Annotated in this window: 26 protein-coding genes and 1 pseudogene; 11 read left to right on the top strand and 16 right to left on the bottom strand. The window is 41.8% G+C overall.

Annotated features, from left to right (window positions below; translation table 11 throughout):
* Positions 1 to 31: 31 nt before the first annotated feature.
* The 9 genes and pseudogenes from FY534_RS05405 to menB form a co-directional block, all read right to left on the bottom strand.
* The gene (locus FY534_RS05405) at positions 32 to 640 is read right to left on the bottom strand and encodes a YkoP family protein (RefSeq protein ID WP_072872538.1); all 609 of its coding nucleotides are present in this window, start codon (positions 638 to 640) and stop codon (positions 32 to 34) included.
* 76 nt (positions 641 to 716) lie between these two features.
* Positions 717 to 1448: a polysaccharide deacetylase family protein gene (locus tag FY534_RS05400; RefSeq protein ID WP_072872539.1), complete on the bottom strand. Its 732-nt coding sequence runs from the start codon at positions 1446 to 1448 to the stop codon at positions 717 to 719.
* Between the two features lie 33 nt (positions 1449 to 1481).
* On the bottom strand, positions 1482 to 2636 hold the full coding sequence (locus FY534_RS05395; protein WP_203115375.1) for an MGDG synthase family glycosyltransferase: 1155 nt from the start codon (positions 2634 to 2636) through the stop codon (positions 1482 to 1484).
* An 89-nt stretch (positions 2637 to 2725) separates the two neighbouring features.
* On the bottom strand, positions 2726 to 3973 hold the full coding sequence (locus tag FY534_RS05390; protein ID WP_072872541.1) for a cation:proton antiporter: 1248 nt from the start codon (positions 3971 to 3973) through the stop codon (positions 2726 to 2728).
* Entirely contained in the window at positions 3970 to 4839 is an 870-nt protein-coding gene (gene menH / locus FY534_RS05385; RefSeq protein ID WP_072872542.1) for a 2-succinyl-6-hydroxy-2,4-cyclohexadiene-1-carboxylate synthase, read from the bottom strand. The genes FY534_RS05390 and menH overlap by 4 nt, the downstream gene beginning before the upstream one ends.
* Positions 4833 to 6566 carry a 2-succinyl-5-enolpyruvyl-6-hydroxy-3-cyclohexene-1-carboxylic-acid synthase gene (gene menD, locus FY534_RS05380; protein ID WP_072872543.1) on the bottom strand — a complete coding sequence of 578 codons (1734 nt, stop codon included), beginning with the start codon at positions 6564 to 6566 and terminating at the stop codon, positions 4833 to 4835. Before menD ends, menH begins: the two co-directional genes overlap by 7 nt.
* A gap of 27 nt (positions 6567 to 6593) precedes the next feature.
* Positions 6594 to 7979 carry an isochorismate synthase gene (locus FY534_RS05375; RefSeq protein WP_072872544.1) on the bottom strand — a complete coding sequence of 462 codons (1386 nt, stop codon included), beginning with the start codon at positions 7977 to 7979 and terminating at the stop codon, positions 6594 to 6596.
* Entirely contained in the window at positions 7955 to 9427 is a 1473-nt protein-coding gene (gene menE / locus FY534_RS05370; RefSeq protein WP_203115373.1) for an o-succinylbenzoate--CoA ligase, read from the bottom strand. Before menE ends, FY534_RS05375 begins: the two co-directional genes overlap by 25 nt.
* A 107-nt stretch (positions 9428 to 9534) precedes the next feature.
* Positions 9535 to 10355, bottom strand: a pseudogene (menB, locus tag FY534_RS05365) (1,4-dihydroxy-2-naphthoyl-CoA synthase).
* Positions 10356 to 10612: 257 nt separating this feature from the next.
* Here menB and FY534_RS05360 point away from each other — a divergent pair.
* Positions 10613 to 11515: a 1,4-dihydroxy-2-naphthoate polyprenyltransferase gene (locus FY534_RS05360; RefSeq protein ID WP_083573944.1), complete on the top strand. Its 903-nt coding sequence runs from the start codon at positions 10613 to 10615 to the stop codon at positions 11513 to 11515.
* 240 nt (positions 11516 to 11755) lie between these two features.
* Positions 11756 to 11896 (top strand): hypothetical protein, encoded by a 141-nt coding sequence (locus tag FY534_RS05355; RefSeq protein ID WP_165611909.1) that lies wholly within the window; start codon positions 11756 to 11758, stop codon positions 11894 to 11896.
* A gap of 18 nt (positions 11897 to 11914) precedes the next feature.
* On the opposite strand, the gene FY534_RS05350 is transcribed toward FY534_RS05355, so the two are convergent.
* The gene (locus tag FY534_RS05350; RefSeq protein ID WP_072872548.1) at positions 11915 to 12172 is read right to left on the bottom strand and encodes a hypothetical protein; all 258 of its coding nucleotides are present in this window, start codon (positions 12170 to 12172) and stop codon (positions 11915 to 11917) included.
* Between the two features lie 136 nt (positions 12173 to 12308).
* Here FY534_RS05350 and tlp point away from each other — a divergent pair, with 136 nt between their 5' ends.
* A complete protein-coding gene (gene tlp / locus FY534_RS05345) occupies positions 12309 to 12545 on the top strand; it encodes a small acid-soluble spore protein Tlp (RefSeq protein ID WP_072872549.1) in 237 nt (78 codons plus the stop codon).
* A gap of 107 nt (positions 12546 to 12652) precedes the next feature.
* Here tlp and fabL read toward each other — a convergent pair whose 3' ends face one another.
* The gene (gene fabL, locus FY534_RS05340) at positions 12653 to 13405 is read right to left on the bottom strand and encodes an enoyl-[acyl-carrier-protein] reductase FabL (RefSeq protein ID WP_370541546.1); all 753 of its coding nucleotides are present in this window, start codon (positions 13403 to 13405) and stop codon (positions 12653 to 12655) included.
* 82 nt (positions 13406 to 13487) lie between these two features.
* The gene (locus FY534_RS05335; protein ID WP_203115372.1) at positions 13488 to 14132 is read right to left on the bottom strand and encodes a cob(I)yrinic acid a,c-diamide adenosyltransferase; all 645 of its coding nucleotides are present in this window, start codon (positions 14130 to 14132) and stop codon (positions 13488 to 13490) included.
* Between the two features lie 176 nt (positions 14133 to 14308).
* On the opposite strand from FY534_RS05335, the gene FY534_RS05330 reads away from it, so the two are divergent.
* Positions 14309 to 14644, top strand: coding sequence for a winged helix-turn-helix transcriptional regulator (locus tag FY534_RS05330; RefSeq protein WP_072872551.1), 336 nt, complete (start codon positions 14309 to 14311; stop codon positions 14642 to 14644).
* Here the strand turns inward: FY534_RS05330 and FY534_RS05325 are convergent.
* Positions 14638 to 16170 (bottom strand): HD domain-containing phosphohydrolase, encoded by a 1533-nt coding sequence (locus tag FY534_RS05325; protein WP_072872552.1) that lies wholly within the window; start codon positions 16168 to 16170, stop codon positions 14638 to 14640. The genes FY534_RS05330 and FY534_RS05325 overlap by 7 nt on opposite strands.
* 148 nt (positions 16171 to 16318) lie before the next feature.
* Here FY534_RS05325 and queD point away from each other — a divergent pair, with 148 nt between their 5' ends.
* Positions 16319 to 16792 (top strand): 6-carboxytetrahydropterin synthase QueD, encoded by a 474-nt coding sequence (gene queD, locus FY534_RS05320; protein WP_072872553.1) that lies wholly within the window; start codon positions 16319 to 16321, stop codon positions 16790 to 16792.
* The gene (locus tag FY534_RS05315; RefSeq protein WP_072872554.1) at positions 16785 to 17537 is read left to right on the top strand and encodes a 7-carboxy-7-deazaguanine synthase QueE; all 753 of its coding nucleotides are present in this window, start codon (positions 16785 to 16787) and stop codon (positions 17535 to 17537) included. Before queD ends, FY534_RS05315 begins: the two co-directional genes overlap by 8 nt.
* On the opposite strand, the gene FY534_RS05310 is transcribed toward FY534_RS05315, so the two are convergent.
* Positions 17534 to 18049, bottom strand: coding sequence for a precorrin-2 dehydrogenase/sirohydrochlorin ferrochelatase family protein (locus tag FY534_RS05310; RefSeq protein ID WP_072872555.1), 516 nt, complete (start codon positions 18047 to 18049; stop codon positions 17534 to 17536). The genes FY534_RS05315 and FY534_RS05310 overlap by 4 nt on opposite strands.
* A 96-nt stretch (positions 18050 to 18145) precedes the next feature.
* On the bottom strand, positions 18146 to 18580 hold the full coding sequence (locus tag FY534_RS05305; protein WP_072872556.1) for an Hsp20/alpha crystallin family protein: 435 nt from the start codon (positions 18578 to 18580) through the stop codon (positions 18146 to 18148).
* A 230-nt stretch (positions 18581 to 18810) separates the two neighbouring features.
* Between FY534_RS05305 and FY534_RS05300 the strand changes: the two genes are divergently transcribed.
* A complete protein-coding gene (locus FY534_RS05300; protein ID WP_083573945.1) occupies positions 18811 to 19521 on the top strand; it encodes a polysaccharide deacetylase family protein in 711 nt (236 codons plus the stop codon).
* Between the two features lie 360 nt (positions 19522 to 19881).
* Here the strand turns inward: FY534_RS05300 and FY534_RS05295 are convergent, their stop codons facing one another.
* Entirely contained in the window at positions 19882 to 20859 is a 978-nt protein-coding gene (locus FY534_RS05295; protein WP_083573946.1) for a DMT family transporter, read from the bottom strand.
* 307 nt (positions 20860 to 21166) lie between these two features.
* Between FY534_RS05295 and zwf the strand changes: the two genes are divergently transcribed.
* From zwf to FY534_RS05275, 4 genes are all read left to right on the top strand, one after another.
* The gene (gene zwf, locus FY534_RS05290) at positions 21167 to 22732 is read left to right on the top strand and encodes a glucose-6-phosphate dehydrogenase (protein ID WP_203115371.1); all 1566 of its coding nucleotides are present in this window, start codon (positions 21167 to 21169) and stop codon (positions 22730 to 22732) included.
* On the top strand, positions 22719 to 23348 hold the full coding sequence (locus tag FY534_RS05285; RefSeq protein ID WP_072872558.1) for a cyclase family protein: 630 nt from the start codon (positions 22719 to 22721) through the stop codon (positions 23346 to 23348). The genes zwf and FY534_RS05285 overlap by 14 nt, the downstream gene beginning before the upstream one ends.
* A gap of 187 nt (positions 23349 to 23535) precedes the next feature.
* Entirely contained in the window at positions 23536 to 24381 is an 846-nt protein-coding gene (locus FY534_RS05280; RefSeq protein ID WP_072872559.1) for a hypothetical protein, read from the top strand.
* Between the two features lie 154 nt (positions 24382 to 24535).
* A complete protein-coding gene (locus tag FY534_RS05275) occupies positions 24536 to 25393 on the top strand; it encodes a YihY/virulence factor BrkB family protein (protein WP_072872560.1) in 858 nt (285 codons plus the stop codon).

Here is a 25393-nt window from a genome sequence, read left to right as displayed (position 1 = left end):
TGCGTACAACAAGAGAATTTTTGCCAATGCTTCAAGTTAAACACTGATCTGCTACAGGCGCAGAAGCAGAGTTGGATTTAGATTGTATACCATGCAAAGCAACGAAATGTTGCCTAGAAACTGCGACGATTTTGGGTTCAAAAACCTGGGCATGATTGCTTAGAATTTCATCCGCATGCGGATTTACCATACGAAATACATTGCGTAAATGCCATTTGGTGATCCACTTTGGCAATCCTGGACGCATAGGATAATTACTAAAGCCCAACCGAGAAATACCACGATGGATAAAGGTTATTCCATAAAGAGCAACAGCGTCATCAAATTCAGGTCTACTTACCAGTTCTGCAAGAGCAGGGAAAGACCGATGCGCTTCCTTTAAAAGCCTCAGTACAATAGGCATCATATCTTTATCAGAAGATAGAATCTCACTGATTCGATCATTATTGATGTGAAGCTCGATTACTTTATCAAACGGTTTAACCGTAATACCGTCCACTTCAAAGCGTCGCCCCAGATATCTCCGTTTCGCGTAGTAAAATAAATATTCTTGATCTGGAGATATTTCTTTAAGCCGAAAAGCGATATGAAATAATTTTTCCCAGCCGCACCAAATGGAACGGTATATGCGGTTCTTCATGATTACCCCTCCTTGCCCAAACCTCATACTCTGCAATACGTAATCAAGAATCCATCTATGAATGATGGGATAACATTTATAGCAAACTCAATGGCTTGCCCTCTTCTTTCAATAAACTCCGCATGGGCCTGAACTGATATCCTTTGTCCTCCGTTTGTTCAATAATTTTGGGTATAGCTTCGAGGACAGATACAGGAGCTCCTAACTCGGCACCAAACGTTATATCGTTGTCATGCAAAACGATAATGGCACCCTTGTGCAGGCGGCTTACCACTCGCTCAACCAATGTTTGAGCTGGAGTCTTTCGCCAATCTCCTACCATAATGGACCATGTGACAAGTTTATGATGACTCTTGCGAATTGATACGAAAGATGCAAGATTGCACAAACCCCATGTTGGGCGATAAAAAGATGTCTGTAAGGAAAATTTGCGCTGTAATTTTTGACTAGCACCACGCCATTGCCGATTGGCCAACGATGGCGGTAAGAGAGGCACAAACCAATGTCTGTCCCCGTGGACTTCAACATCATGCCCTTCCGACACCATTCGACGAATAATATCTGGATACCTGTCGGCCGCCTCTGCTATGACAAAAAAAGTTGCCCGGACATGCTTTTCGCGCAAAATATCTAACAATTGCGGTGTATATTCAGGATGTGGGCCATCGTCAAACGTTAAATAGACCACTGGTTCGGCAAATCCTCTGTATATACACCCTATCTTCCAAACCCGTGTCATTAGATTGGGCATGACAGAATATAGAAATAGAAAGAGCAAAATAAGACCTAAAATGAGCCAACCTATCATGTTCAGAAACAGATTCTCCTTAACTGGAGTAAATTAAGAAATCCCAGGATAAGCTTGCTTATCCCATTTCCCCTGACTTTCTCCTAAATCTCGAATCACTGAGACAATCTGTTCTACTCCCCCATACTGAGGCCTTGAGCGTGCTGCAAGCCGCATGTTAGATAATTTTTCAGGATGCAACTCGACATGTTGAATAAAGCGTACTGCCTCAGCCACTGAGTCCACACGAACTGCTGCGCCTATTTGTTCAGCATATGCTGTATTTTTAATCTCCTGACCGGGAATTGGCTTAACTATAAGCATAGGTAACTCCATGGCCAATGCTTCAGAAATGGTTAGCCCACCCGCTTTCGTGATTAACAAATCAGAAGCAGCCATCCAATCCTCTATATCACTGCGAAATTCCAGCGCTTGAACACGTTGATCTTGCCAACCACCATATCGGCGCAATAAACGCTCATTATGTGCACACAATATGGCAAACTGCAATCCTGATTGGCGAATCGCTTCTTCCCACTCCGCGCTATCACCTAATAGTCCTTCACCACCACCGGATAAAAGAATCAGCGGTAAATTGGGTGAAAAACCAAATTTCTCTCTTAATTCCATACGGCGCTTTAATAAATTCTGTACATTAGCGGAGGAGAACCTTCGGCGCAACGGAATGCCAGATACTTTGATTTTATCCCTATCCACTCCGAGTTGCTCCAACTCATTCGCTACTTCCTCTGTTGGCACAAAATAAACGTCCGTATACTCCTGGACCCATTGTCCATGCGCTGTGTAATCTGTCAAAATGCCAACCGAAGGGACTTGAGCGACTCTAGCTGCTTTCAATTCAGAAAGAACACCCATAGGGGTCGGAAATGTACTGACCACTACGTCCGGTTTTACATGACGCAAACACTGCCTCATCTTGCGAATACCCAAATGATGTAGTCGGCGTTGGAATGTAGACGATGGCGGTATTCTGGACATGGAATGATAAAATAAGCCGTAAAGACTTGGCATCTTTTGTACACTTTGAACCAAACTAAATTTCGCAAAAGAGCGTACTGCAGGATGCAACCAATCTACATAATCCACCCAATGAACAGCGATACCCTCTTGCTCAAGTCCTTCCTGGACTGCACGAGCAGCTTGGTTATGTCCATCGCCAAACGAGGCCGTAAAGAGCAAAACCTTCATGCAGGACGCCTCCACCCAATCAAAAACCTTTCTCTTTGTATTGTAATTCTCCAGTCACTTCATATACAACTTTCCCAAATCACCTGACATCATGCCATCGAACGGCGATCATCTAATACGTTTAATTTTCGAGCAGCCAAGGAGGTAGTTGTTGCTTGTAACAAGACTGTCAAAAGAACAACCACAGAGACCACAGCCGATACCCAGTCTTTAGGATAAAGGGAATGTTCCGTCAGAATCCCACTCAAAACAACAGGAACCACACCCGTTTCTCTTACCCACATCATAAACAACTGTTCTTTCATCTGCCAACGACTTAACGGATCCCAACTGATTGTGAACCATACCGTAAGCGGTCGAGCGAGTACGATTAAGGTGACAGCAATTATAATCGAGACGTTTAAATATCTGGAAAAAGCACTCCATGATATCTCACTTCCCAATAAAACAAAGATAAAAGCCCGCAAAATTTGACTCAGAAAACGCAGATGTGAGTGTGTGGTTTGAACGCGATCTTCAGAAGCTCGCCAAGGCAACACTTCTTTGTCTGACCAAATAATTCCAGATACAAAAACAGCCATAAACCCAGTCCCACTGATCCATTGACCAAGCAAATAGGACACTAAAAAAACGGAAAGTGAGAGCCAAGTGTGATCTATACCGGATCGACCATCATTTGACTTTCTCAGAAAGCGAAACTGAAAAAACCGCCCTAATCCTGATGTGAAAAAACCTATGGCAATTCCTAGGAAAGCCTGCCATATAAATTGAAATACCGCAAGCCCTATAGAGAAATGACTCTTTGATAAAGCAGAAGTCAACAAGATGCTAAAGAGCACTGCTCCAGTTGCATCATTGAATGCTGACTCAGACTCTAACATTGAACGAAGACGTTCCCGAATAGGTATCTGTTCAAAAACTGGGATGATGGTAGCCGGATCTGTTGGTGCAAGCAGGGAAGAAATTAACATAGCCAGAATCCACGGCATGTGAAATAGGCAGTGTATGACAAACCCCAGGACCAGCATTGTCACAACTACACCGAGTGTAGCCGAAGAAACTATACTTGGCCAAATGCCTTGGAGTACTTTCAGACGAATTTCTGTACCCCCTATAAAAAGAATGATAGCCGCCCCTAATTGAAAAAGGGTTGAAACGAAAAGTGAATTTTGAGTGGGTTGAAGCCAATGCCATACAGGGCCCATCAATATGCCCGCTACTAGAAAAAAAACTATATCAGGAATTTTAGTCCATCTGGATAACTTAGCAACCGCAAATAAAATAAGCGTGATCGACATAAAAAAAATCAGCAAGCCTGACGCTTGATTTAAATTCATAGATTTCTACCCTCTTGGGAACAGGCCGCCCAAAAGTTTTCAATTTGTTTCAGCCATTGTTCAGGCTGCTCAAGATATACTGCATGGCCACACTGTTCAATAACATGGTGTGTTGCCTGCGGTATTTTTTTGAGCATTTCACCAGCTATATGCGTAAATTTCTGATCTTCATTTCCTGTTAGCAGCAATGTTTGACAGGAAATTCGAGAAATTTCATCCCACATGGATGGCTGGGCGCCTGTACCTATGCCTCGCAACGAATGCGCCAGGCCAAGAGCATTCTGGTTACGCCGAATGCTATCCTGAATAGCCAACTGCTGACGGTCAGCTCTTGATTGTGTCGCGAAAAGCGGCAACGTAATCCACTGTCCAGAAAAAGAATCCACACCTTCACGCTCAATCCGCACAGCCAATTGTTCATCACTCTCTCTTCGCGTTGCCCGTTCTTCCGCATTGAACAATCCGGGTGATCCGCTTTCTAACACCAGTCCACTTAAATGACGTTCTGACATAACAGCTGTGCAAAGTGCGACTCGAGCTCCCATCGAGTAACCATGCAAAACTGGATGAGTAAGCTGCAATTGGTAAAAAATTTCCGTCAAATCTTTTACCTGCTCCGACATTTGATACCGTTCAATTTGTAATGGCGCTTCCGTATCTCCGTGCCCCAACAAATCAATGGTGATTACTTGACCTTTCTTGCTTAACTTTTCAGCCAAAAAGGAAAATATTCTTCCAGAAAGTGAGAAACCATGTAATAAAACAAGCGGAACTCGATCAGAATCCTCTGCTACTTTAAACACATCTACCCTGTAGGTACATCCGCGCACTTTCAGTCGTTTTCTTTCCTTATGACAATTTACCATTTCTCTCTCACCTCTTCTAGTAATTGCTGCGCCTGCGCAAATAGCTCATTACGCCATTTCTGACTGGCAGAAGCATCCGAATGCGTCACGATGAGATTGAGATAATGATTCTGATGGTCCGACATCAGGACTTGTCTTAGCTCTCGCAAATTAGAGACAACTTGATGGCTCCCGCCATAAGTTTGAAGAATGGATTGATAATCAAGACCATGCGGTGTTTCAAAAAGCGGAAAAACATCCTCTTCAGCAGCCTGTGGCAAACCATGGAATATACCACCGCCATTATTATGAGTGAGAAGTATAGTTAACGGCAAAGCTTCCAATTTTGCCATCAGTAAACCATTCAGATCGTGATAAAGCGAAATATCCCCGAGGGCTAATAATGTTCGCCCTTTTATAGCAGCTATCCCCAGGGCGCTCGAGACCAAGCCATCGATTCCACTTGCCCCTCGATTTCCATAAACACAAGAAGATTGAAGAATTCCAGAGAATGTGTTCCAATCTCGTACAACTGTGCTATTGCCCAGAAAAATGGCAGACTTCCATACTTCAGCCGCCGTTCGAGCAATCAATGGCTCATACAAACTATTGGCTTCGTCAGCCATATTCAACATCACATCTGTCAAGATACGGCCCAGCCGCTCTTCTGCAGCAAGCCACTGATGAAGCCAATGTTGACGGACAACACTCTTTTGCACGTCTTGTAGAGCACTATGGCCAATCCATTGCGACATTCGAACAGGTAACCAGACCGAGCTTGTCCAAAACGGATCAGCATAGGTCTCAGTTGGATCAAGTATCACCTGAGTCACTCGATGATTGGCCAAAAACGTCTGTCCAATCGCTTTGCTGGTAGGCGGCGCTCCAACGCGAATGATTAAATCAGGTGCCGGTAAATGAGAGGAATTCCAAAAACGAGCCAACCAATCTCCATAGGTAAGAATTGGAGCCTGATGAGCATAGTTTCTTACTTGGGAAAGAACATCGGCCAAAACAGGTATTCCAGCTTGGTCGGCAAAAATTGCCAAAGCACGGGCATCTTCCCCGTTGTACATAGGTCCTGTGATGATCAGCGGACGCTCAGATTGCTTAAGAAGCTGAGAAAAATATTCTATCTCCTCATCGGCAGGCACGATAAAGCCTGTGGATACTTTACGCGCATCAAACGGTTCGATATGAGAGAAAGCGTCTTTTAGAGGCAGAAGCGGTTCGCGAAAAGGAAAATTCAGATGCACCGGCCCTTCAGGCAGTCTTTTCGCATGTTGTACAGCTCGCATGGCTAAATGGCGGAAAGCAAGTTGCATCGATTCACTATCTTCGGGAAGCGGAGCTTGGGCAAACCATTTAGCATCTGAGGAAAAGATTTTTACTTGATCAATCGTTTGATTTGCTCCTGACTGCCACAATTCAGAAGGTCGATCCGCTGTAAGCACAAGCAGTGGAACTTGTCCATATTTCGCTTCGACTACGGCAGGATGATAATTGGCTACAGCAGTACCTGACGTACAGAGCAAAGCTACCGGTTTCCCAGAAGCACGAGCTAGCCCAAGCGCAAAAAATCCTGCCGAACGTTCATCGAGATGTGTCCATATTCGAAATTGACCGCTCCTTGCAAAAAGGATGGCCAACGGAGCTGAACGTGATCCTGGAGAGATAACTATTTGCTCTACACCTTGTCCTGCCAATGTATCAATGAACGCGGCAAGAGCAAGATATTGTGTCGACATGAAGCATTCCTCATTCCATTAACCTCATCAAAATATGCCAAACGCACGACGAATAGGCAACATTTTCATCTCTGTCTCTTTCCATTCCTCTTCAGGAAGTGAATCCGACATGATACCGGCACCAGCAAACACGGCAATAAAACGATGAAGGTACAACCCTGAACGTAGCGCTACAGCGAAGGAACCGTTTCCTTCACTATCCATCCATCCCAAAGTACCTGCATACCAACCTCGAGCCCATGGCTCTTCTTGACGAATGTAAGCAAGCGCATCTGAAACGGGCAATCCCGCCACTGCGGGAGTAGGATGAAGGGTTTTGAGAGCGTCTGCTAGAGAAACACCATCTAACAACTCCGCTGTTACAGGAGTGTATAAATGCTGTACATTAGCCAGTTTTTTTAATATAGGAAGATCTGGAATTTGAATATGATGGCATATATGCTGGATTTTCTCCTGCAGATAGTGAACAACCGCTACATGTTCTTGGCGATTTTTACGGCTTTTCAACAAAGCTTGACCCATGGCTTTATCTTCCTTGTCAGTCCTGCCCCTGCGTTCCGTACCAGCTAAAGCATCCGCATAAAAACGATTCCCCATCACTGTCAACAATCGCTCTGGCGAAGCTCCCAGCCAAGTCATACCTTGATGTTGAAAGATAAAATGAAAGTTGTCTGGATATTCTTTTTGCAATAGTTTCCATGCTGTAGATGGTAATGTTTCAGTGGCATGCAAAGAAAGTCGAGCCAATACCACCTTTTCCAAGTCACCATGAGACTTTAAAATTTCTGTTGCATGGAGCACTCGACGCTCCCAGGCATTCTTACTTTCTACGGAGTTGCGAAATTCTTCTAACAAAGCATCTACAGTAAGACGTTGTTCTTCTACAGGTTTCTTATGCCAGTAACCGCTTAGCACAAAATTAGGTTGCTGTTGTTCAAAGAGGCCAACTGCAGTAAAAGATGTTTCGTTTCCCATGAGCAACAATTGGGGTAGCACCAATTGCGCATCAGGCCACCCCACCCATCCCTTGCTTTCATGACGAGGCGCAAACGAGAAGCCTGGTAATACAAAAAGCGGACAGTTACTGGGACGCCAAATATCCCGCAACCAACGTTGCCACTCTTGTTCTACAGCATGAAAACGATTCTCTCCACATATTGCAAACTCTTTCAACGAACCAACAGACAAAAAATGACGTTTCAATACTGGATCGTAAAAATAACGATACTCTATTGCGGATTGTTCTAACTGAAGTATCCACTCACGCCAATCCGGTTCGCTGCTATCAAGTGATACAGCCAACCATCGCTTGCTACGCGCCTCATCAGGCAACGACGTCTGTAATTGAAGAACTAAATGGCTCAACTGTTCCAGAATCCGTAAAAGATTTAACGTACTTCTGACATCTGCCATTGTTCGCGCAACTTCCTTCGTAATAATTTCCCAGAAGCGTTTCTTGGCAACTCATCCACAAAGCGAACAACTTTGGGACATTGATAGGTTGCCAATCGTGGCTTTGCATACTCATAAAATTCTGCTTCTGTCCACGGTCCATTGACAACAATAAAAGCCGCGGGTACTTGTCCATATTTTTCATCCGAGATTCCAATGACGCCAACGTCTACAATTTTCTCACACCCGCGAAGCACGCGTTCAATTTCTGCAGGATAGACATTTTCGCCACCCACTAATATCAGATCGCTACGCCGATCAAGAACAAAAAGTCGTCCCTCTTCGTCTATCCAACCGAGATCGCCTGTACAAAAAAATCCGTCTTGAAACGCCTGATCAGTCGCTTCCGGTCGATTCCAATAACCTTCTGACATTGTGGGACCGGCAAGCCTGATTTCTCCTGAAGCATTGGGTGGGAGTTGTTCTCCCTGTTCATCAAAGATAGCAACTTGTACACAAGAGAGCGGCTGTCCCGCACAACCAGGTAAAAGCAGAGACTGCTCGTCACGCGTCACCGTTACGGTAGAATTAGCTTCTGACATGCCAAAACTTTGACATACGGGCAATCCCGCTTCCAACGCTTTTTGAAGCAAGGCTGGCGGTGCTCCACTGCCGCCTACCAACAATGCGCGAAGATGATGGACAATGGGACGACCTGCTGCTTCCTGAAGAACAGCCTGTAACATAGTGGGGACAAGAGAAAGCAAGGTCACATTTTCATTCTCCATTGCAACCAGCACATCGGCAGCTACAAAACGATCTTGCGCCCAAAGCGTACTACCATAAATAACAGCTCGCAAGATGGAAGCAAGGCCTCCCACATGAAATAGTGGCATAGGCATCAACCAAATATCATTTTTTTGCAAGCCAAAATGAAGTGCAGATGAAACAGCGCTAAACCACTGTGAACGGTATGTCAGCACTGCCCCTTTTGGTAAACCTGTCGTACCTGAGGTGTAAATGATAGCTTGTTTATCAGTCAAAAGAAAGGATTGGCGAGCTACATGCGCTTCTTCGTTCAATCTGTTTTCAATTAAGAGAACTGGTAGTTGGAGTCCTGCTGCTTCCATCAGTTGCTCTGCTTGTTCCTTTTGCTCTGCATCAACCAATATTGCCGAGGGTTGGGCATCTTGAATTTGAAATGCGAGTTCAGACAATGGCAATTTGCGATTCAGTGGCACCAAAATTGCAGATGACTGCATCAGTGCATGAACAGCGAGTACAAAGCTCGAAGCCTTGCGACAATACACTGCGACTCTATCTTGAGGAACGACACCCGCTTTAACCAGCATCGTTTTAACCGACAAAGAATGATGTAATAATTGATGATAAGTCCAGGATACATCATCGGCAATAAGCGCCTGTTTGTGAGGCTGCGTCTGCGCTTGTCTAGACAGCCAATCTGGCATAGAAGAATACATCCTCATCACTTCCTTAGATAAAAAAACGCCCTCACCAGGACGTCTTTTTAAACATTGTCAAAGAAAAAAGCAAAAGAAAATCAACTTTTGAAACTTTATGGTAGACGAGGAAATTTAGAGAAATCCGGCTTGCGTTTTTCTAAAAACGCATTTTTCCCTTCTCTTGCTTCTTCAGTCATATAGTACAGCATCGTGGCGTCACCCGCTAACATTTGCAATCCTGCTAAACCATCTGTATCTGCATTAAACGCCATCTTCAAAAAGCGAATAGCTATGGGACTCTTCTCCAAAATTTCTTTCGCCCATTGTATCGCCGTCTCTTCCAGTTGATCGAGCGGCACGACCGTGTTGACCAAACCCATGTCGAGAGCTTCCTGGGCGGAATATTGACGGCATAGATACCAGATTTCTTTAGCTTTTTTTGTACCAATCGTTCTAGCAAGCAAAGTGGCGCCATAACCAGCATCAAATGAACCTACTTTTGGCCCGGTTTGACCAAAACGGGCATTATCGGCAGCAATCGTTAAATCGCAAACCAAGTGAAGAACATGCCCCCACCAATGGCGTAACCTGCCACAACCGCAATTACCGCTTTAGGAATAGAACGAATAAGCCTCTGCAATTCAAGCACATTTAGACGTGGTACATTATCGTCGCCCACATAACCACCATGCCCACGAACTCTTTGGTCACCACCTGCGCAAAACGCTTTTTCGCCTTTTCCAGTAAATAAAATAACTCCAATTTCCGCATCATCACGAGCGCGTGTAAAAGCATCGATTAATTCAGATACTGTTTCAGGACGAAAAGAATTGTGTACTTCTGGACGATTGATGGTGATTTTGGCAATTCCTTCTGCTTTTTCAAACAAAATGTCCTGGTATTTATGTACAGTTTGCCAATTCGACAAAACCATTGGATTATACCCTCCATTTGAATTCCATTTTTTTCATAATCAATCGAACTGCTATTCATATTCATTGATTATTATAGAACTTGTCTATAGGAGAATCAAAAAAATAAGTTGCATCTATCTTGAAGAATATAGAGGGCTGTCGAAATGGTATAGAATTTGTTAGGATAGAAACGCATACAAAGTGCCTGTAATCTTTTCACGCGAAGATTTCTAGACACTTAAAAGTTGTAAAGATACATGAAAGTGAGGGGGTAAGCGTGCTTACTCGAGAGCGTCTAGGTGTGTGGTGGAGATTATTTCGCCCTTTCACACTGACTGCTTCTATTGTTCCAGTTATTGTTGGCAGCGGTTTAGCCTGGACTCATCATTCTGCCCATTTGGGTTTATTCTTTGCCATGCTTATTGCTTCTATGCTCATTCAGTCGGCAACCAATATGTTCAATGAATATTTTGACTACAAGCGCGGACTGGATGACGAACATATGGTTGGTATTGCAGGAACGATTGTAAGAGATGGTATTGACGCACGTATTGTCTTGGCTTGTGGATGGGGTTCCATTCTTTTGGCACTCCTGCTTGGCGTCTATATTTGCGCTAGCACCTCATGGTGGCTGGCAATTGTAGGTATTCTGTGTATAGCAGTAGGATATTTTTATTCAGGCGGTCCTAAACCACTTTCCTATACTCCGTTTGGAGAAATTGCAGCTGCAATCGCCATGGGCCCCACAATCGTACTCATTGCTTATTATATCCAAACCAGCAGTATTTCATGGAGAGCCAGTGTAGCTTCTATTCCCATTGGTTTATTAATTGGCGCCATTTTATTGGCCAATAATATTCGTGACATGGATCAAGACAAAGTAGGCGGACGGAAAACCATTGCCATTTTGCTTGGTCGAGAACGCGGTCGGTTATTGTTTGGGAGTGTTTTCTTGGTAACCTATTTGTTGGTCTTGCTGTTAGTCATATTAAACCAACTTACACCTTGGACACTTGTAGTTCTGCTGACTGTACCTTCAGCTTACGCTGTAACAAGGTTATATTTTAAGTTTACCGAACCCGCCAAACTTCATGCCGCCGTAAAAGGTACGGCAAACCTATTATTTCGATTTGGTGTTCTTATGTTCGCTGGAATGTTGGTAGCAAATCTTCACTTATAAGAAAGACGGATACAAGAAATCTCTCTCAAAAGTATGGACGTCAATCTTTTTGAACCAAATAATAAAAATGAAAGATAAAATATAAAAATACAGAGTACACTTTTCCAAATGTATTTGGATGAATTGTACTCTGTTTTTCTTTATCAATCTCAATTTCATACATAATTCACTTTGTCTTGTTACAAACTCTTATTTACAGAGAATAGTTACCGATTGGGCTAGCGAAATGGAGGAAATTCCATGCAACCTTCTAAAAACAAAGAGAAAGAACATCAAAGAAATTTACGTGTTCTTTATTACATTATTGGCTTATTTATTATTCTTTTTTTAGGCTGGCGAGTTGTTGGTTTTATTCACCAACCTCATTGGATCCCGCATTAAATGCAGAACATGCTTGAGTTACATACTGCGTCTTTTGCGATATCCTCTAACGATAACCGTAACCAAAACAGACATTAAAATGACAAATAAGGTAAATACGACGATGTTCTTAGCAAGTGAAGAATGTATGTTATATACGTCCATAATGACTGGAACAGCAATAAAAATAAAGAGCAAACCCGGTACACCAAACATCACCACAAATACCCAACGATTACCTACCGAGGAAACTTCTTCGTTATTGTTTCTTTCCGATTCAACAGCATCACGCTTCAATGATCATTCGCTCCTCTTTATGAATGTCTGTTTTACAGAAGAAGTATAAATCCGCTTTTTTAATCCATCCTACAGTCGATTGCACCAGACAGCAATCTTTTTAAAATCTTTTACTGCTTATGAAGAAAGGAGCGTAATGAATTTGACACATCCCCATCCTGACAATCGCTCAGACAATGTCCTCCACCTTCAAAAAGCTATCCGTAACACGCAAGAAAATATGCGGGAAGCAGAAGACTTCTTAAAAGCTCATGAGGAGGAAATGCATACTGAGGACATCAAAGACATACAGGCTAAAAATGACCGTCGTCAGCGTGCCATTCATGGCATGAGAGAAGAAATTAAAGATGAAATCGCGCACAGTAAAGAATAGTCATGAACTAAGAAGTATTTAAGAAACCCACTCATTCCTCAACAGAGAATGCCTTCCTTTTATGGAAGGCATTCTTACCCTATGCGATTGGCAGCCAAACCCCAATCCTAAACAAGCAATGACATGCCGCCATCCACCACAATGGTTTGCCCACGTATCATTTTAGCCGCAGGAGTACATAAAAAATACACAACTTCTGCAATATCTGTCGTTTCAACCATAACACCAGCTGGATTTTGTGCGCCTGAAGCAAGCATTTCCTCACGATTGGGGAAATGTTTAAGCGCATCGGTATCAATCACGCCACCAGAGACGGCATTTACTGAAATGCCCATAGGAGCTAATTCAACAGCCAAATATCTCGTGATTGCTTCAAGCGCTGCTTTTGAAACACCTACTGCCACATAATTAGGCAAAACTCGCGTGGAACCCAGACTCGATATAGCAACGATATGTCCACCATTGTTGACTGACATACGTTTAGCAGCCTCTTGAGCAGCAAACAAGTACGCTTTGGAATTAATATCAAGAGTCCAATCCCAGTGAGATTCTTCAATTTCCATAAGAGGACGTAAAACTCCAGAAGCAGCGTTATTAATAAAAACATCCAACCTACCATACGTTTCATCAATTTCTAAAAATAAATTTCTTACATTCTCTATATCACCAATATTACATTTCACCAAGTGAACGTTTACTCCATACTGAGACTCAATTTCTTTTTTAGTGACTTCTGCTTGACTACGACTACGCAGAAAATTTAGCACCAAATCGCAGCCTTCTTGTGCAAATCTCTTCGCAATCGCTTTCCCTACTCCCCGTGTTCCACCTGTAACCATAACCACTTTTTTACTATGCAAATTGATCACCTTTCCCTATGCAACTGAATAGACTACATTGACGCTTGTCTATCTTAACTGCTTGCCCAGAATGTTGACAAATTTAAGACCGTTCGTCTTCCTGTAATCCTTGATTTTGACTCTCTTTTTCGTTATTGGATATCTTTCCACGAGAATTCGGTTCTCGGAAAACAATCTTTGAATTCTTATATTGAACGTCATTTTCTCCTAACCTTACGTTAATAGCTCGCGCCAACACAAATAATAAATCAGAGAGTCGATTGACGTATCTGAGTGTAGGAGGATGAATCTCTTCAACATGCATCAGTGCCACAATTCTTCTTTCTGCTCTCCTTGCTACGGTGCATGCCACATGCATAGCCGAAGCTTCTGCCGTTCCGCCGCGAATGACAAATTTGCTCAATTTATCAGCTTCCTGTTGATACTTGTCAATGGAAGGTTCCAATTCTGCTGCAGCACCATCAGGTGTACGAAATTGATAATCTTTTGCACTCTCCGGAGCTGCCAAGTCAGCACCTACATCCCACAGACGTTGCTGAATTTCAGCTATCAATGATTTGATATCACTAAACAAATGACTATCCAAAAGAGATTCAGCAAAAGCTAAATTTGCCCCTAATTCATCGACAGAACCGTACGCTTCGATTCGCACATCATCTTTAAAACGTCGTTCTCCACCTATTAAAGCTGTTTTCCCTAAATCTCCACCACGTGTATAAATGCGCATGCTAGAGTCCCTCACTTTCGAAAATAGCTTAACACCATTCTAAACGTTATCTTTTTGAGTCAAAACGAATAACAGTTCAATTTTACGATAAACCAAAATCAAATGAGTCTATGTTCATAGGAACTGCTATTTCAGACAATGCATATGTTAAAATAGAACTTGGGAGATGATGATTTATGCAAACGACTCATAATTTGTGTCCAAAATTCGAACATGCGTTCTCTTTGCTCGGAAAACGTTGGACAGGTTTAATTATAAATGTACTTTTAGACGGCCCAAAACGTTTCAAAGATATTTCCGTCATGATTCCTAACATGAGTGATCGTATGCTGGCGGAGAGATTCAAGGAACTAGAAGCAGAAGGCATATTGGTGCGCCATGTATATCCTGAAACTCCCGTCCGAATAGAATATGAATTAACCGAAAAAGGACGTGCGCTTGAACCTGTCATGAAAGCCGTGCAAACTTGGGGGGAAACATGGGTAAATATTCCTGCCCACCAAGATTATTGAACAGAGCTTGCAACTGTTTCTCTTACTTTCTCTATTTCTTGGGCTACTGCCCACTCTAAAAAAACTGACACATATTCAGGATCCCATTGTGTGCCAGATCCTTGTTGTAAAATCTGCAAAGCTTTTTGTATGGGCATGCCTTTACGATAAGGGCGATTAGAGGTCATGGCATCAAATGCGTCCGCAATAGCCATAATTCGGCCAAATTGGGGAATATCATGTCCCGCTAAGCCATCTGGATACCCTTTTCCGTCAAATCGTTCGTGATGTGAGCGAACACCTGGCAACAGTTTGGCCATAGCATTCGGAGGTTGAACCTGTGCTAAAATGGTCTCGCCGAGTACTGGATGGGATTTCATGATTTCATATTCTTCATCAGTTAATTTTCCATCTTTCAAGAGAATTCTATCAGGAATTCCTATTTTACCAATATCATGAAGAAGTCCGGACTCCCGTAGATCTTTCAATGCTGTTTCCGACAAACCAATCCGCTTACCAATTTCAACCGAATATTCCGCAACCCTCAGAGAATGACCAGCAGTGTAAGGATCCCTCGCATCTAATGCAGCAGCTAAAGTTGTTAATAGACTTTGCGTCAGAAGAGTATTTTGAATTTCTCTAGCCTCTAGATCTTCTACCATCTGATTGAAACCTTTTACTAAACGAGAAAATTCATCAGAGTATGCCTCCATAGCGCGAATCTTTAAATTTCCCAATTGAACTTCAGACATTTTCTGCTGTAATTCATCAATTGGATTTTGTACGACTCTTGAAAGCAAGGAAGCACTATAGACGGAGAAAGCGACTCCCACTGCCAAAATCACCACAGCCCACTGCCAGTAAGCATGCGATCCATTAGAAGTAGAATTGACAAGGCGCACCTGGGTAGCTAAAGAGAAAAGAAAAAGTGGAAATACACCAATTAAGACAGCACTACTTCGATACTTTGTTTTCACACTTATCAGAACTTTTCCCTCGAGAGACAGACTCAACCCAAATTGATGTTGAGCACGAGTTTGTAAATCGGACAGCATCGGTGTTATTGCTTCTGCGGTCAGAAAAAATTCAATAATAGCGTGCATGCTCGCTACCAACATAGAGCCAATAAATGCGAGCAAGACATAGGAAACTGGCAAGGTAAGGTGAAAGTAACGGATTTCTAGTAATGTGAGAATGACAGAAGGTATAGCCATGCCCATCCAATGAGGACCCGCTATTCTTCGAACCGCCAAAGCTGGCAATTTATGCAGTTGCATAAATGCCAGCTCAAATTGTTCTTTGGTGTTGGTTTCTTTTGAATTATAAATGTTACGAATCGGACGCATATGTTTGCGAAAAACAAAGAACTCCGCACCAAACATAAACGGCAAACTGACAAATAGAGTAAGCGCAATCCATTTGGCATCATACAGAGAGATCCGCAGCGTACTAAAAATCAAAATACCGCCCACGCCCAAGACTGCAATTAAAGAGCCGGCTAAATAATTTTGAACCAGTTTTCTTAAAAATTTATGATAAATTGGCAAGGATGATAACCCCCGCTTCGCATGGCTCAAAACATCTATCTGTTGTATTCTTGTATGGTGTGACTGTTTCCTGCTCAATGATCTATAAGTTTTATCATTGCTTTTTTATGAATCCTATTTGAATCGGATCGAAACGGAGAGAATTTTTATGACTCACTATCATTTACCTCCAAAAATTCAAACCTTGCATGAAGATATATTTCCAGAGCAATTACGATATCATCAGCGACGCGTATCGATTGAAAAACATTTTACTTTTGATGCGGCTCATCATTTGCATGAGTATATGGGTAAATGCCACAATCTGCACGGACATACCTATCTTCTTCAAATCGAAATGAGCGGCATCCCAGACCCGCGTGGAATTGTCATGGATTTTGCTGAATTAAAGGAGCTTTTTGAAAATCGCATCAAAAATCGTCTTGATCACCAATATCTTAACGAAGTACTACCACCCATGAACACTACAGCTGAAAATATGATTGTGTGGATCTGGGAAGAATTAGAAGATGCTTTGAACGTTCAGTTTGGGGATAGAGGATTAAGACTTGAATCGCTGGTTCTCTATGAAACTCCCACAAGTTGCGCAAAGCTGCGGAGAGAGTGGATGATAAATGAATAATCAATTGACAATCGATCATCAATCGGATGAACAGTTGAGAAATAGCGACTTAAACGATTTACAACTGCCGATGGTAGAAATTTTCGAGACGATTCAAGGTGAAGGTACAGCAGCAGGTGAACGAACAACTTTTGTGCGTGTTTATAACTGTAATTTACGCTGCCAATGGTGTGACACCAAATATAGCTACGCTCCTGAAAAACCTGTGTTTTTTGCATCCATTAAAGAAATCTGCCATAAAGCAGCATCCTTTGAAAACCGCTGGCTCTGCCTGACCGGTGGTGAACCATTGATGCATGGGCGTAAATCTATCGCCTTGGTCGAAGCTTTAGCTAAAATACCTCATGTAACAGATGTGCACATTGAAACCAATGGAGCTATCGATCTCTCACCTTTTGCTCAACTTCGTCAGGAAATTCAACCTTTGGGTCAAAAAATCCGTTTCATTATGGATTATAAGTTGCCAGGATCTGGTGAGGAACATCGAATGCTTACGAGTAATTTTCAATATCTAACTGAACGAGATGAAATAAAATTTGTCATTGCTGACGATCGCGATTTTGAAAGAGCCGTAGATATCGTTGAAAACGAGATCGGCGATGGAAAAGTGCTCTTCTCGCCTGTGTTTTCTTCTATGTCTGCCAAACGACTCGTAGAAAAACTTCTGAAAACTAACTTAAAGCAAGTGCGCGTCAGTCTGCAACTTCACAAATGGATATGGGATCCTGAAGCACGCGGCGTCTAATCCTTCGATTTGTTGTAAATTGATTGTAAATATTGAACAAAACGATTTCCACCATCTTCTAAATCAGCTTCTAGAGCTATTCGTAATTTTTTAGAGAGACTTGGATTGCATCCAGAGGAAGAAATGCCAATACGAACAGGCGAAACGTCCACTTCGCTGACAAACCAAAGATTGCTCTCCTCTGGATGATCGGCCACATTTAAAAAAACATGGTGATGACGCAATCGATGAACGACCTCAAGATTCACGGAAGATTCATTCGTTGCTACTATAATAAAAGAATAACCCTCCTCATCACCAGGAGAATAATCTCTTTCCAACCAGACTAACCTGCCATTTTGAGCCCATTTTGCAATGGTATCTGTAACGTTTGGGGCAATTACAGTAATATGGCGGACAACATCCAAAATTTTACCAATCCTGCGTGTTGCGACATGTCCGCCACCAATCACCAGACAATCTTCTCTTTTAAAGTTTCCTGCCATCATCAATAATTTACCCAATTCCTTCATCCCGTTTGTGCTTCCCTCACTTATTTTAGCCTCATAAGACAAGCTGTACTTTCTCACAGGGTACAACAAACGGGATGATTCACAAAAATTTTTGAACTAGTGAAACTCGATATCAATTTTATGTTGACCTGAAGATGGAGTACGTTTCGTCATGGTGACCATCAACAGACCATTTTTATAAGTTGCTTTTGCACTGGATTCATCTACTTCTGCAGGTAGCGGAATGGTACGCTGAAAAGTCCCGTAAAAACGTTCTATACGATGAGTCCGATCTGACTCAGTGCTGCTCTCTCTCTGTACTTTTCCTGAAAGCTGCAATTCACGAGGATGGACCACAATTGAAATATCATCTTTAGAAGCAAGCCCGGGAATTTCTGCTGTAACTTTTACTTCTCTGCTTGTCTCCGTTACATCCAGACGTGGATGGTGAAAAGACCAGCCGCTAAACCAATTATCATCCCACAAATTAGGAAACCATGAAGAGGGTCTGGGAACCATCTCAGGATATGAACGATCTCGATGATTTTCCATTAAAATGCACTCCTTTTCTTGACTAAACTGAGCCTAAACAAGAATTTTGTTACACTTATTAGATTGAATCATTCAAAGATTTCTCATACAAAGCACGAGAAAGAAAAAAACTAAATCAAACACAAAACGGATAACGACCTTTGCATGAATCACTGAATTTTTACAAATGGTAAGGAACAGTCTTTTTTAAAATAATCTGTATGGATAATTAAAGTGAGGAAAATTGCAATATGAAGGTTATGGGTGCGTTTATCCAAAAAATTTTAAAATTTCTTCCCAAGAAGAAGCCATATACTCTTATCGGCTTTAGTTTAGCAGCAGTGCTAACCATATGCTGGTTCCCTATACCTACCGAAATGGCTGCAACTTCAATAAAAAAAGTTTCTCCTGTCATTTACTTAACCTTTGATGATGGTCCTAGTGAACGTTATACTCCCATCATCCTTCGTGAGTTAAAAGCCGAACATATTCACGCCACTTTCTTTGTTGTCGGTTATCGATGCGAACGCTACCCCGAATTAGTCAAGCAAATGGCCAGGGATGGACATACCATTGGCAATCATAGTTATCGACACCAGGATATCGTACAATTGGCGTTGGATGAATTAAAATCAGATGTCCATAAAACCGATCAAATTATTTATCAAGCATCGGGAATCCGTCCAATTCTTTATCGACCACCAGGAGGACACATCGAACAAAATGAAATTCATTTTCTACAAAAAATGGGTCATCCCGTAAGGTTATGGAACGTGGATTCTCAAGATTGGAAAGCTACAAGCCAAGAGGATATTTGGCACGCCTTACATGGTCATGTCTATCCTGGTTCAATTATCCTGTTTCACGATGGAGTATCCGGAAGCCGCTATACGGCGGAAATACTACCTAAATTAATACATGAATGGAAGAAAGATGGTTATCAATTTAGGACCTTGTCCTAAGATTGGTTAAAAAAGATTGGAATCTATAAAACCCCCGTCAGGATTTAATAGAGTATCAAACTCCTTCCGGGGGACAAATGAAATCATCTTGATGAATTGGGGATGCACTGTTGATAGACTAATCTTTGTTTCACCACAATTTTAATACGTCGCCGCAGCGCCGTAAGCAGGGATGAGCAGGAAGAACAGCACAAAGATGATGAGAAATACGACCGCCCAACTTGTATATCCACCAAATACGCCGTACATCATGCGGCCTCCCTTCATGACAGAGCTATTACACACTATGAACAAACAACCGCTAAATGAAATGGTGAAAGCCCATATGACATACAATTTGGGCGTAAAATGAGTAAAACCTTAAAAATTTACCTTTCTCTTCATATTTTTCCTAAATGGATAGACTTGCAGAATGAATACAGCAGTTAAAATACAGAATGCTCCCAACCAACCTGTGAATGCAAAATGTAACTGCAAAAAGAAAACACCTGCTAATGCGGAAGAAAGCGGTTCGGCAGATGCCAGAACACTGGCTACTTGTGGCTGCAGATGGGTGAGGCTGAATATATAGAGCCAAAAAGCTAGTAAAGTGCCGGCAAAGACTACAAATCCAAGCAACATGAGCGGTAAGGGTCGCCACACCACGCGTATAGAAAGAGACAAAAAAGGCAGAATGATAAGCAAACAGAAGCCACCAAGTAACATGGACCAACCAGTTACAAGCAATGAACCAAATCGATGAAGCAACTGAACTGGATAGATTGTATAAAAAGCCAAAGTCAGTGCTGAGATAACGCCCCACACGATACAATCTAAAGGAACTGCAAACGCGTAAGGATGACCGTTTCTTACCAAAAAATACGTACCTAGCAGAGCCAATCCAACAGCTGCCCATTGAATCTTGTTCATCTTATTAGAACCTCTGATCCAAAGATAGGCACTGACCATAGCTGGACATAAATATTGCAGAAACGTAGCTGTAGGCGCATTTCCGTAGCGAATGGACGAAAGATAGGAAAACTGCACACCCAACATTCCAACAATAGCAAATATCAATAAAGAAACTGTAGTATTGCGTTGAAAGAATGGCAGAAATACAAAGCGCATCCCTTTTTGAAAAGCGGTCATGATAAGCAATACAATGCCGGAGCCGAGCATTCGAATGACTGCAAGTGTAAAAGGAGACTCATGATAAGTTTGAAATAACACTTGCGCAGCTGTTCCCGACAGCCCCCAAAAAATAGCTGCTGTCAATACGGCACTGGTTCCTATCCAAGTCTGGCTTTTTTGTGGCTCTACATCGATCATGGTTTGTGTGGCTTCTGATTCAATTTGCACTTGCGTATATCCCCCTCTATCTATAGAAATACTTTCTTAGGAGATGAGCTGCCGATGAAAACTGCGTTAAAATGGCTATACGCAACCATCTTAGGAGGGCTATTGGTAGTTGGTATTCTGTTCGTATGGTTACATCTACACACGGTTCATGGATGGAAAATATAAGTTCGCTGGCCATAACCTTGCCTATAGCTTGCGTTGAATAAACAATAACTCCTTTACAACCTTACAGAATAGGATTAAAACCATGCTTGCTGTACAATAGCATGGTATATCAGGAATGGAAAGACTAGAGGTGAAGCTGCAAATGATGATTGAGGAATCCAAAATTGAACCGCATACGTTTATTTTATTCGGAGCAACAGGAGATTTAGCCAGGAGAAAATTAATTCCAGCCCTTTACAACATGTATCTTCGTGGACAAATCCCTGCAGACACCAGAATTGTAAATGTGGCTCGTTCAGCTTACGACGATCATGGATATCGCACCCTAGCAAGAGAGGCTATGCGTGAGTTTGCTCCAAAATCCATAACCAAGGAAGACACCTGGAACGATTTTGCAAAAAAAATGTTTTATTGCCAACTAGATGCTTCCAATCTTGACCATTATAAGAAGCTTGTTAATATGGTTGAGGAGATTGAAGCGCATTCGAATACAAAAAATCGTCTGTTTTATCTGGCTATGGCACCTGATTTCTTCGCAACCGTAACACAAAATTTACAAGAAAGTGGATTGTCCCATACTGAAGGTTGGAGAAGACTTATTATTGAAAAACCTTTCGGTCACGACTTCGCCTCTGCTGAAGCGCTAAACAATGAATTGCGCAGCGTTTTTGAAGAAGACGAAATTTACCGCATCGACCACTATCTAGGCAAAGAAATGGTACAAAACATTGAAGTCATTCGCTTTGCGAATTCCATTTTTGAACCGGTATGGAATAACCGTTCCATTTCCAATATCCAAATTACTTCCAGTGAGACTGTGGGCGTAGAAGACCGGGCTTCCTATTATGAACATGCTGGTGCGTTACGCGACATGGTTCAAAACCATATGTTGCAAATGGTTATGATGATTGCCATGGAACCACCAAGCCGTTTGAAAAATGAGGCCATTCGAGATGAAAAAGTAAAAGTTTTACGCTCGCTACGTCGTTTCTCACCTGAAGAAGTAAAAGATCATGTGATACGTGGACAATATGGCGTTGGAACCATGAATGGGCAACAAGTACCTGCTTATGTTCAAGAAAAAAATGTAAATCCTTCTTCAGAGACAGAAACCTACGTAGCAGCCAAATTGTATGTAGATAACTTTCGCTGGGCTGGCGTACCTTTTTATATTCGGACAGGCAAGCGTCTTTCTGTCAAATCAACTGAGATTGTGATTCAGTTTCGAGATATGCCAAAACATTTATATTTTAATCAAGATGGCAATCTTGGCCCCAACTTGCTTGTCATTCGTGTCAATCCTGTAGAAGGTATGTATATACAACTCAACGCCAAAAGACCTGGTACAGATGAAATGGTCGTGCCAGTAGCCATGGAATTCAGTCAGCCACTTGATGCATCCCAAGAAGCTTACGAGCGTCTTTTTTATGACGCCATGCGCGGAGATTCTACTTTCTTTACACGTTGGGATGAAGTATCACTTGCTTGGAAATTTGTCGATCCGATTGCCGAAGCCTTCACAGAAAAGCGTTTGCCGCTTCATCATTATACAGCGGGAAGTCATGGCCCTGAAGCTGCAGATAACTTGCTAGCAAAAGAGGGACATCGTTGGTGGCCTGTTTATGGACAGGAAACAGCATCTGTGGAAGCTCGCTTAGAAAAAGAAACGGCTACACTACGGGAGGGAAAAAATCATGAAAATCCATGATATTTCTATGAGAATTTACCCTGATATGGCTGTATACAAAAATAAAGATGAGAAAAGGCCTCAATTTGAAATTACATCTAATTTTATCAATGGTGAAGGTGTTCGTGAAACCAGATTACATATGGATGCTCATACAGGTACACATGTAGATGCTAAACTTCACATGTTAGCTGGACAGAATAGCATAGACACTTTGCCTTTAGAACAAGTAATACGAAAAGTTCGTGTGATAGATTTTACACATGTGGACAAAGTGATTGAGGTTTCCGATTTACAAGCGATTTCACCAGAAAAAGATGATTTTTTACTGTTTCATACGGCTAATTCCAATGATGAGATATTTAATCCTGAATTTGTATACTTAAGCGAACAGGGTGCTCAATATTTGGTCGAAAAACAGATTGCTGGAGTAGGAATAGATGGATTAGGGATTGAACGAAGCCAGCCTGGTCATCCAACACATAAAATTTTATTTGATGCCAACATCGTCATTATTGAAGGCTTGCGCCTAGCACACATTGTACCAGGTGAATATTTTATGGTTGCTGCTCCACTTTATATTGAAGGAATTGAGGCTGCTCCCGCTAGAGTTGTTCTCATAGAAGGTTTAACATAAGATAAGTGATTTACTTCTTAAGATGTCAAAAAAATCCTCGTTGGAGACAGCGGGGATTTTTTTGACATTTTTTTTGCTCGACCCTCAAAAAGAGAAGACTACCAACGCAACCTTTAATTGAACACAGATACTGTTGAATTGATAGAGTAGTTTATCATCGAATTACATGATTTAGGAGGATTAGCAGATGATGAAAAAGAAAACAATTGGTTTGGCTGCAGCAGTTGCAACGCTTGCATTTTCTGGAATTACCGCTTATGCTGATGGAAGTAATCATTTTCAATCCCAATATGAAGCAAACAGTAAAACAGAAGCTTCCCTATGGAGTCAAGTACAAAGCAATTCCTCGAATACTTCTGTAAACCAACTTATTTCGACGGTTTCTGATTTAAATACACAAATCAATACTTTATATAATACCGAGCAAAACTTAGAAAATGACAAATCCACTTTAGATAGTTTTCATTTTTCTTTGCCTCAGCAACAACAAGAATTAAAACAATTAAATGAACAACGCATGAAAATTCTAATCAAATCTGATAGCGCCTGGAAACTTGTTGTAGCGTATTGGCAGGCCATGCATGTGGTAGGAAGAAATTTTATAAACTTCCATCCACCTATGCCGCCCCGCGGTCCCAAAGGTCCTCATGGCCCCATTGCTGCACCGCTCCAACAATTCATTCAAGCTCGAAATCAATTTACGGATACATTTTCGACTGGATGGGGCAATATGAGCGCTTATAATCTGTTGAAATTGGCTATCCAAGAGCATAACCAGACACAGAAACAACTATGGAAAATTGACGAAAAGATTGCTGAACTCAAGCATGATGATCTTGGGAATTTTAAGCAGCCCTTGAACGATGCTATCCCACAACTGCAAGCTACCATTCTTCATTTGCAAAAAACAGAAATCAGTTATACAAAACTGATTATTGAAATGCAATCAGAAAGTACATCTAGTACGACTTATGGAAATTCCTCTGATGGAGTAACAATTACCAGTGTGAACTCCAGTACAGTTCAATCCTAAATCCAAGTCAGTTCTCAATGCGTTATTCTTTTTCTTCATAAAAAAATGAAAGGGGCTGTCCCTCAGTCATCTACGATGACTTTTGGGACAGCCCCTTTCATTTTTTTGAATAAAATTACTCTTCCCACTCATACTATGATGGGGAGATGAAGTTATGTGGCATTCTATTTGGCAATGGTTAAAACAGCTCTTATCCATAATGAATCGTGGTAATGTACCTGCCTTTGCAGCTGTACTTGCATTTTTTGCATTTTCTTCACTCATTCCTATTCTCTTGCTACTTGTCATGTTAGCTATCTGGTTAGTTCCCGATCCACACGTGGCTTCTAATATTGGCTCTACTTTATCCAACTATATCCCCAATATTCCTGATTTAAGACAACTCATTAATTTAAATTCTGAACGTCTCTACCGTCTTAATAAAGAGGTACGTTGGTTTAGTATAATTGGATTGTTTTGGACATCCGTAGGTGGTTTTCTTTCCTTGCAACAAACGTTTGACATGATGGCTGGCATTCGTAGACGTCGTTCTTTTATCAAGCAATATTTGATAGGCTTTGTTATGATGTTTGTTCTTTTATTTCTTACCTTATTATCTGGTATCGCTGTACAAATATTTCAAGTCGTGGGTCACACACTTCCCGCTCCATTTTCTTGGTTACGTTGGTTCTCATTCTTCCTGTTCCCGATACTCTTATTTGTAACGTCATTGCTATGTTACAGACTTTTACCTTCGATTCCCCCTCCTTGGCTCTCTGCGAGCGCAGGAGCCTTATTCAGCACCGTGATTATCTATATAGCTAGAGATTTGTTTCTACTCTATGCAGCTCATATGGGTCAATATGAATTGATTTATGGAGCACTGAGTTTTATAGAATTGCTTGCATTTTGGTTCTATATCCTAAGTTTTATTTTTCTGCTAGGAGGTGCCTTGATGTTTACAATCTCCAAACCCAAAAAGGAAGGTTATCCATCCATGATTCCCTCCACCTTTACAAAGAAAGTAGGATAA

The organism is Alicyclobacillus sp. TC (assembly GCF_016804365.1).
GTDB lineage: Bacteria > Bacillota > Bacilli > Alicyclobacillales > Alicyclobacillaceae > Alicyclobacillus_I > Alicyclobacillus_I tolerans.
Note: the sequence above shows the minus strand (reverse complement) of the source record. Positions and strands in the feature narration are given on the sequence as shown.

What these genes read in the sequence shown, in the direction of transcription:
- FY534_RS05280 (WP_072872559.1), top strand. Translation starts at nt 23,536, where the DNA reads ATGATGAAAAAGAAAACAATTGGTTTGGCTGCAGCAGTTGCAACGCTT.
- menE (WP_203115373.1), bottom strand. Translation starts at nt 9,427, where the DNA reads ATGCCAGATTGGCTGTCTAGACAAGCGCAGACGCAGCCTCACAAACAG.
- tlp (WP_072872549.1), top strand. Translation starts at nt 12,309, where the DNA reads ATGAATTTGACACATCCCCATCCTGACAATCGCTCAGACAATGTCCTC.
- FY534_RS05275 (WP_072872560.1), top strand. Translation starts at nt 24,536, where the DNA reads ATGTGGCATTCTATTTGGCAATGGTTAAAACAGCTCTTATCCATAATG.
- FY534_RS05285 (WP_072872558.1), top strand. Translation starts at nt 22,719, where the DNA reads ATGAAAATCCATGATATTTCTATGAGAATTTACCCTGATATGGCTGTA.
- FY534_RS05330 (WP_072872551.1), top strand. Translation starts at nt 14,309, where the DNA reads ATGCAAACGACTCATAATTTGTGTCCAAAATTCGAACATGCGTTCTCT.
- FY534_RS05400 (WP_072872539.1), bottom strand. Translation starts at nt 1,448, where the DNA reads ATGATAGGTTGGCTCATTTTAGGTCTTATTTTGCTCTTTCTATTTCTA.
- FY534_RS05300 (WP_083573945.1), top strand. Translation starts at nt 18,811, where the DNA reads ATGAAGGTTATGGGTGCGTTTATCCAAAAAATTTTAAAATTTCTTCCC.
- FY534_RS05390 (WP_072872541.1), bottom strand. Translation starts at nt 3,973, where the DNA reads ATGAATTTAAATCAAGCGTCAGGCTTGCTGATTTTTTTTATGTCGATC.
- FY534_RS05395 (WP_203115375.1), bottom strand. Translation starts at nt 2,636, where the DNA reads ATGAAGGTTTTGCTCTTTACGGCCTCGTTTGGCGATGGACATAACCAA.
- queD (WP_072872553.1), top strand. Translation starts at nt 16,319, where the DNA reads ATGACTCACTATCATTTACCTCCAAAAATTCAAACCTTGCATGAAGAT.
- FY534_RS05335 (WP_203115372.1), bottom strand. Translation starts at nt 14,132, where the DNA reads ATGCGCATTTATACACGTGGTGGAGATTTAGGGAAAACAGCTTTAATA.
- menH (WP_072872542.1), bottom strand. Translation starts at nt 4,839, where the DNA reads ATGGTAAATTGTCATAAGGAAAGAAAACGACTGAAAGTGCGCGGATGT.
- FY534_RS05405 (WP_072872538.1), bottom strand. Translation starts at nt 640, where the DNA reads ATGAAGAACCGCATATACCGTTCCATTTGGTGCGGCTGGGAAAAATTA.
- FY534_RS05310 (WP_072872555.1), bottom strand. Translation starts at nt 18,049, where the DNA reads ATGAAGGAATTGGGTAAATTATTGATGATGGCAGGAAACTTTAAAAGA.
- menD (WP_072872543.1), bottom strand. Translation starts at nt 6,566, where the DNA reads ATGTCGACACAATATCTTGCTCTTGCCGCGTTCATTGATACATTGGCA.
- FY534_RS05375 (WP_072872544.1), bottom strand. Translation starts at nt 7,979, where the DNA reads ATGGCAGATGTCAGAAGTACGTTAAATCTTTTACGGATTCTGGAACAG.
- FY534_RS05315 (WP_072872554.1), top strand. Translation starts at nt 16,785, where the DNA reads ATGAATAATCAATTGACAATCGATCATCAATCGGATGAACAGTTGAGA.
- FY534_RS05355 (WP_165611909.1), top strand. Translation starts at nt 11,756, where the DNA reads ATGCAACCTTCTAAAAACAAAGAGAAAGAACATCAAAGAAATTTACGT.
- FY534_RS05305 (WP_072872556.1), bottom strand. Translation starts at nt 18,580, where the DNA reads ATGGAAAATCATCGAGATCGTTCATATCCTGAGATGGTTCCCAGACCC.
- zwf (WP_203115371.1), top strand. Translation starts at nt 21,167, where the DNA reads ATGATGATTGAGGAATCCAAAATTGAACCGCATACGTTTATTTTATTC.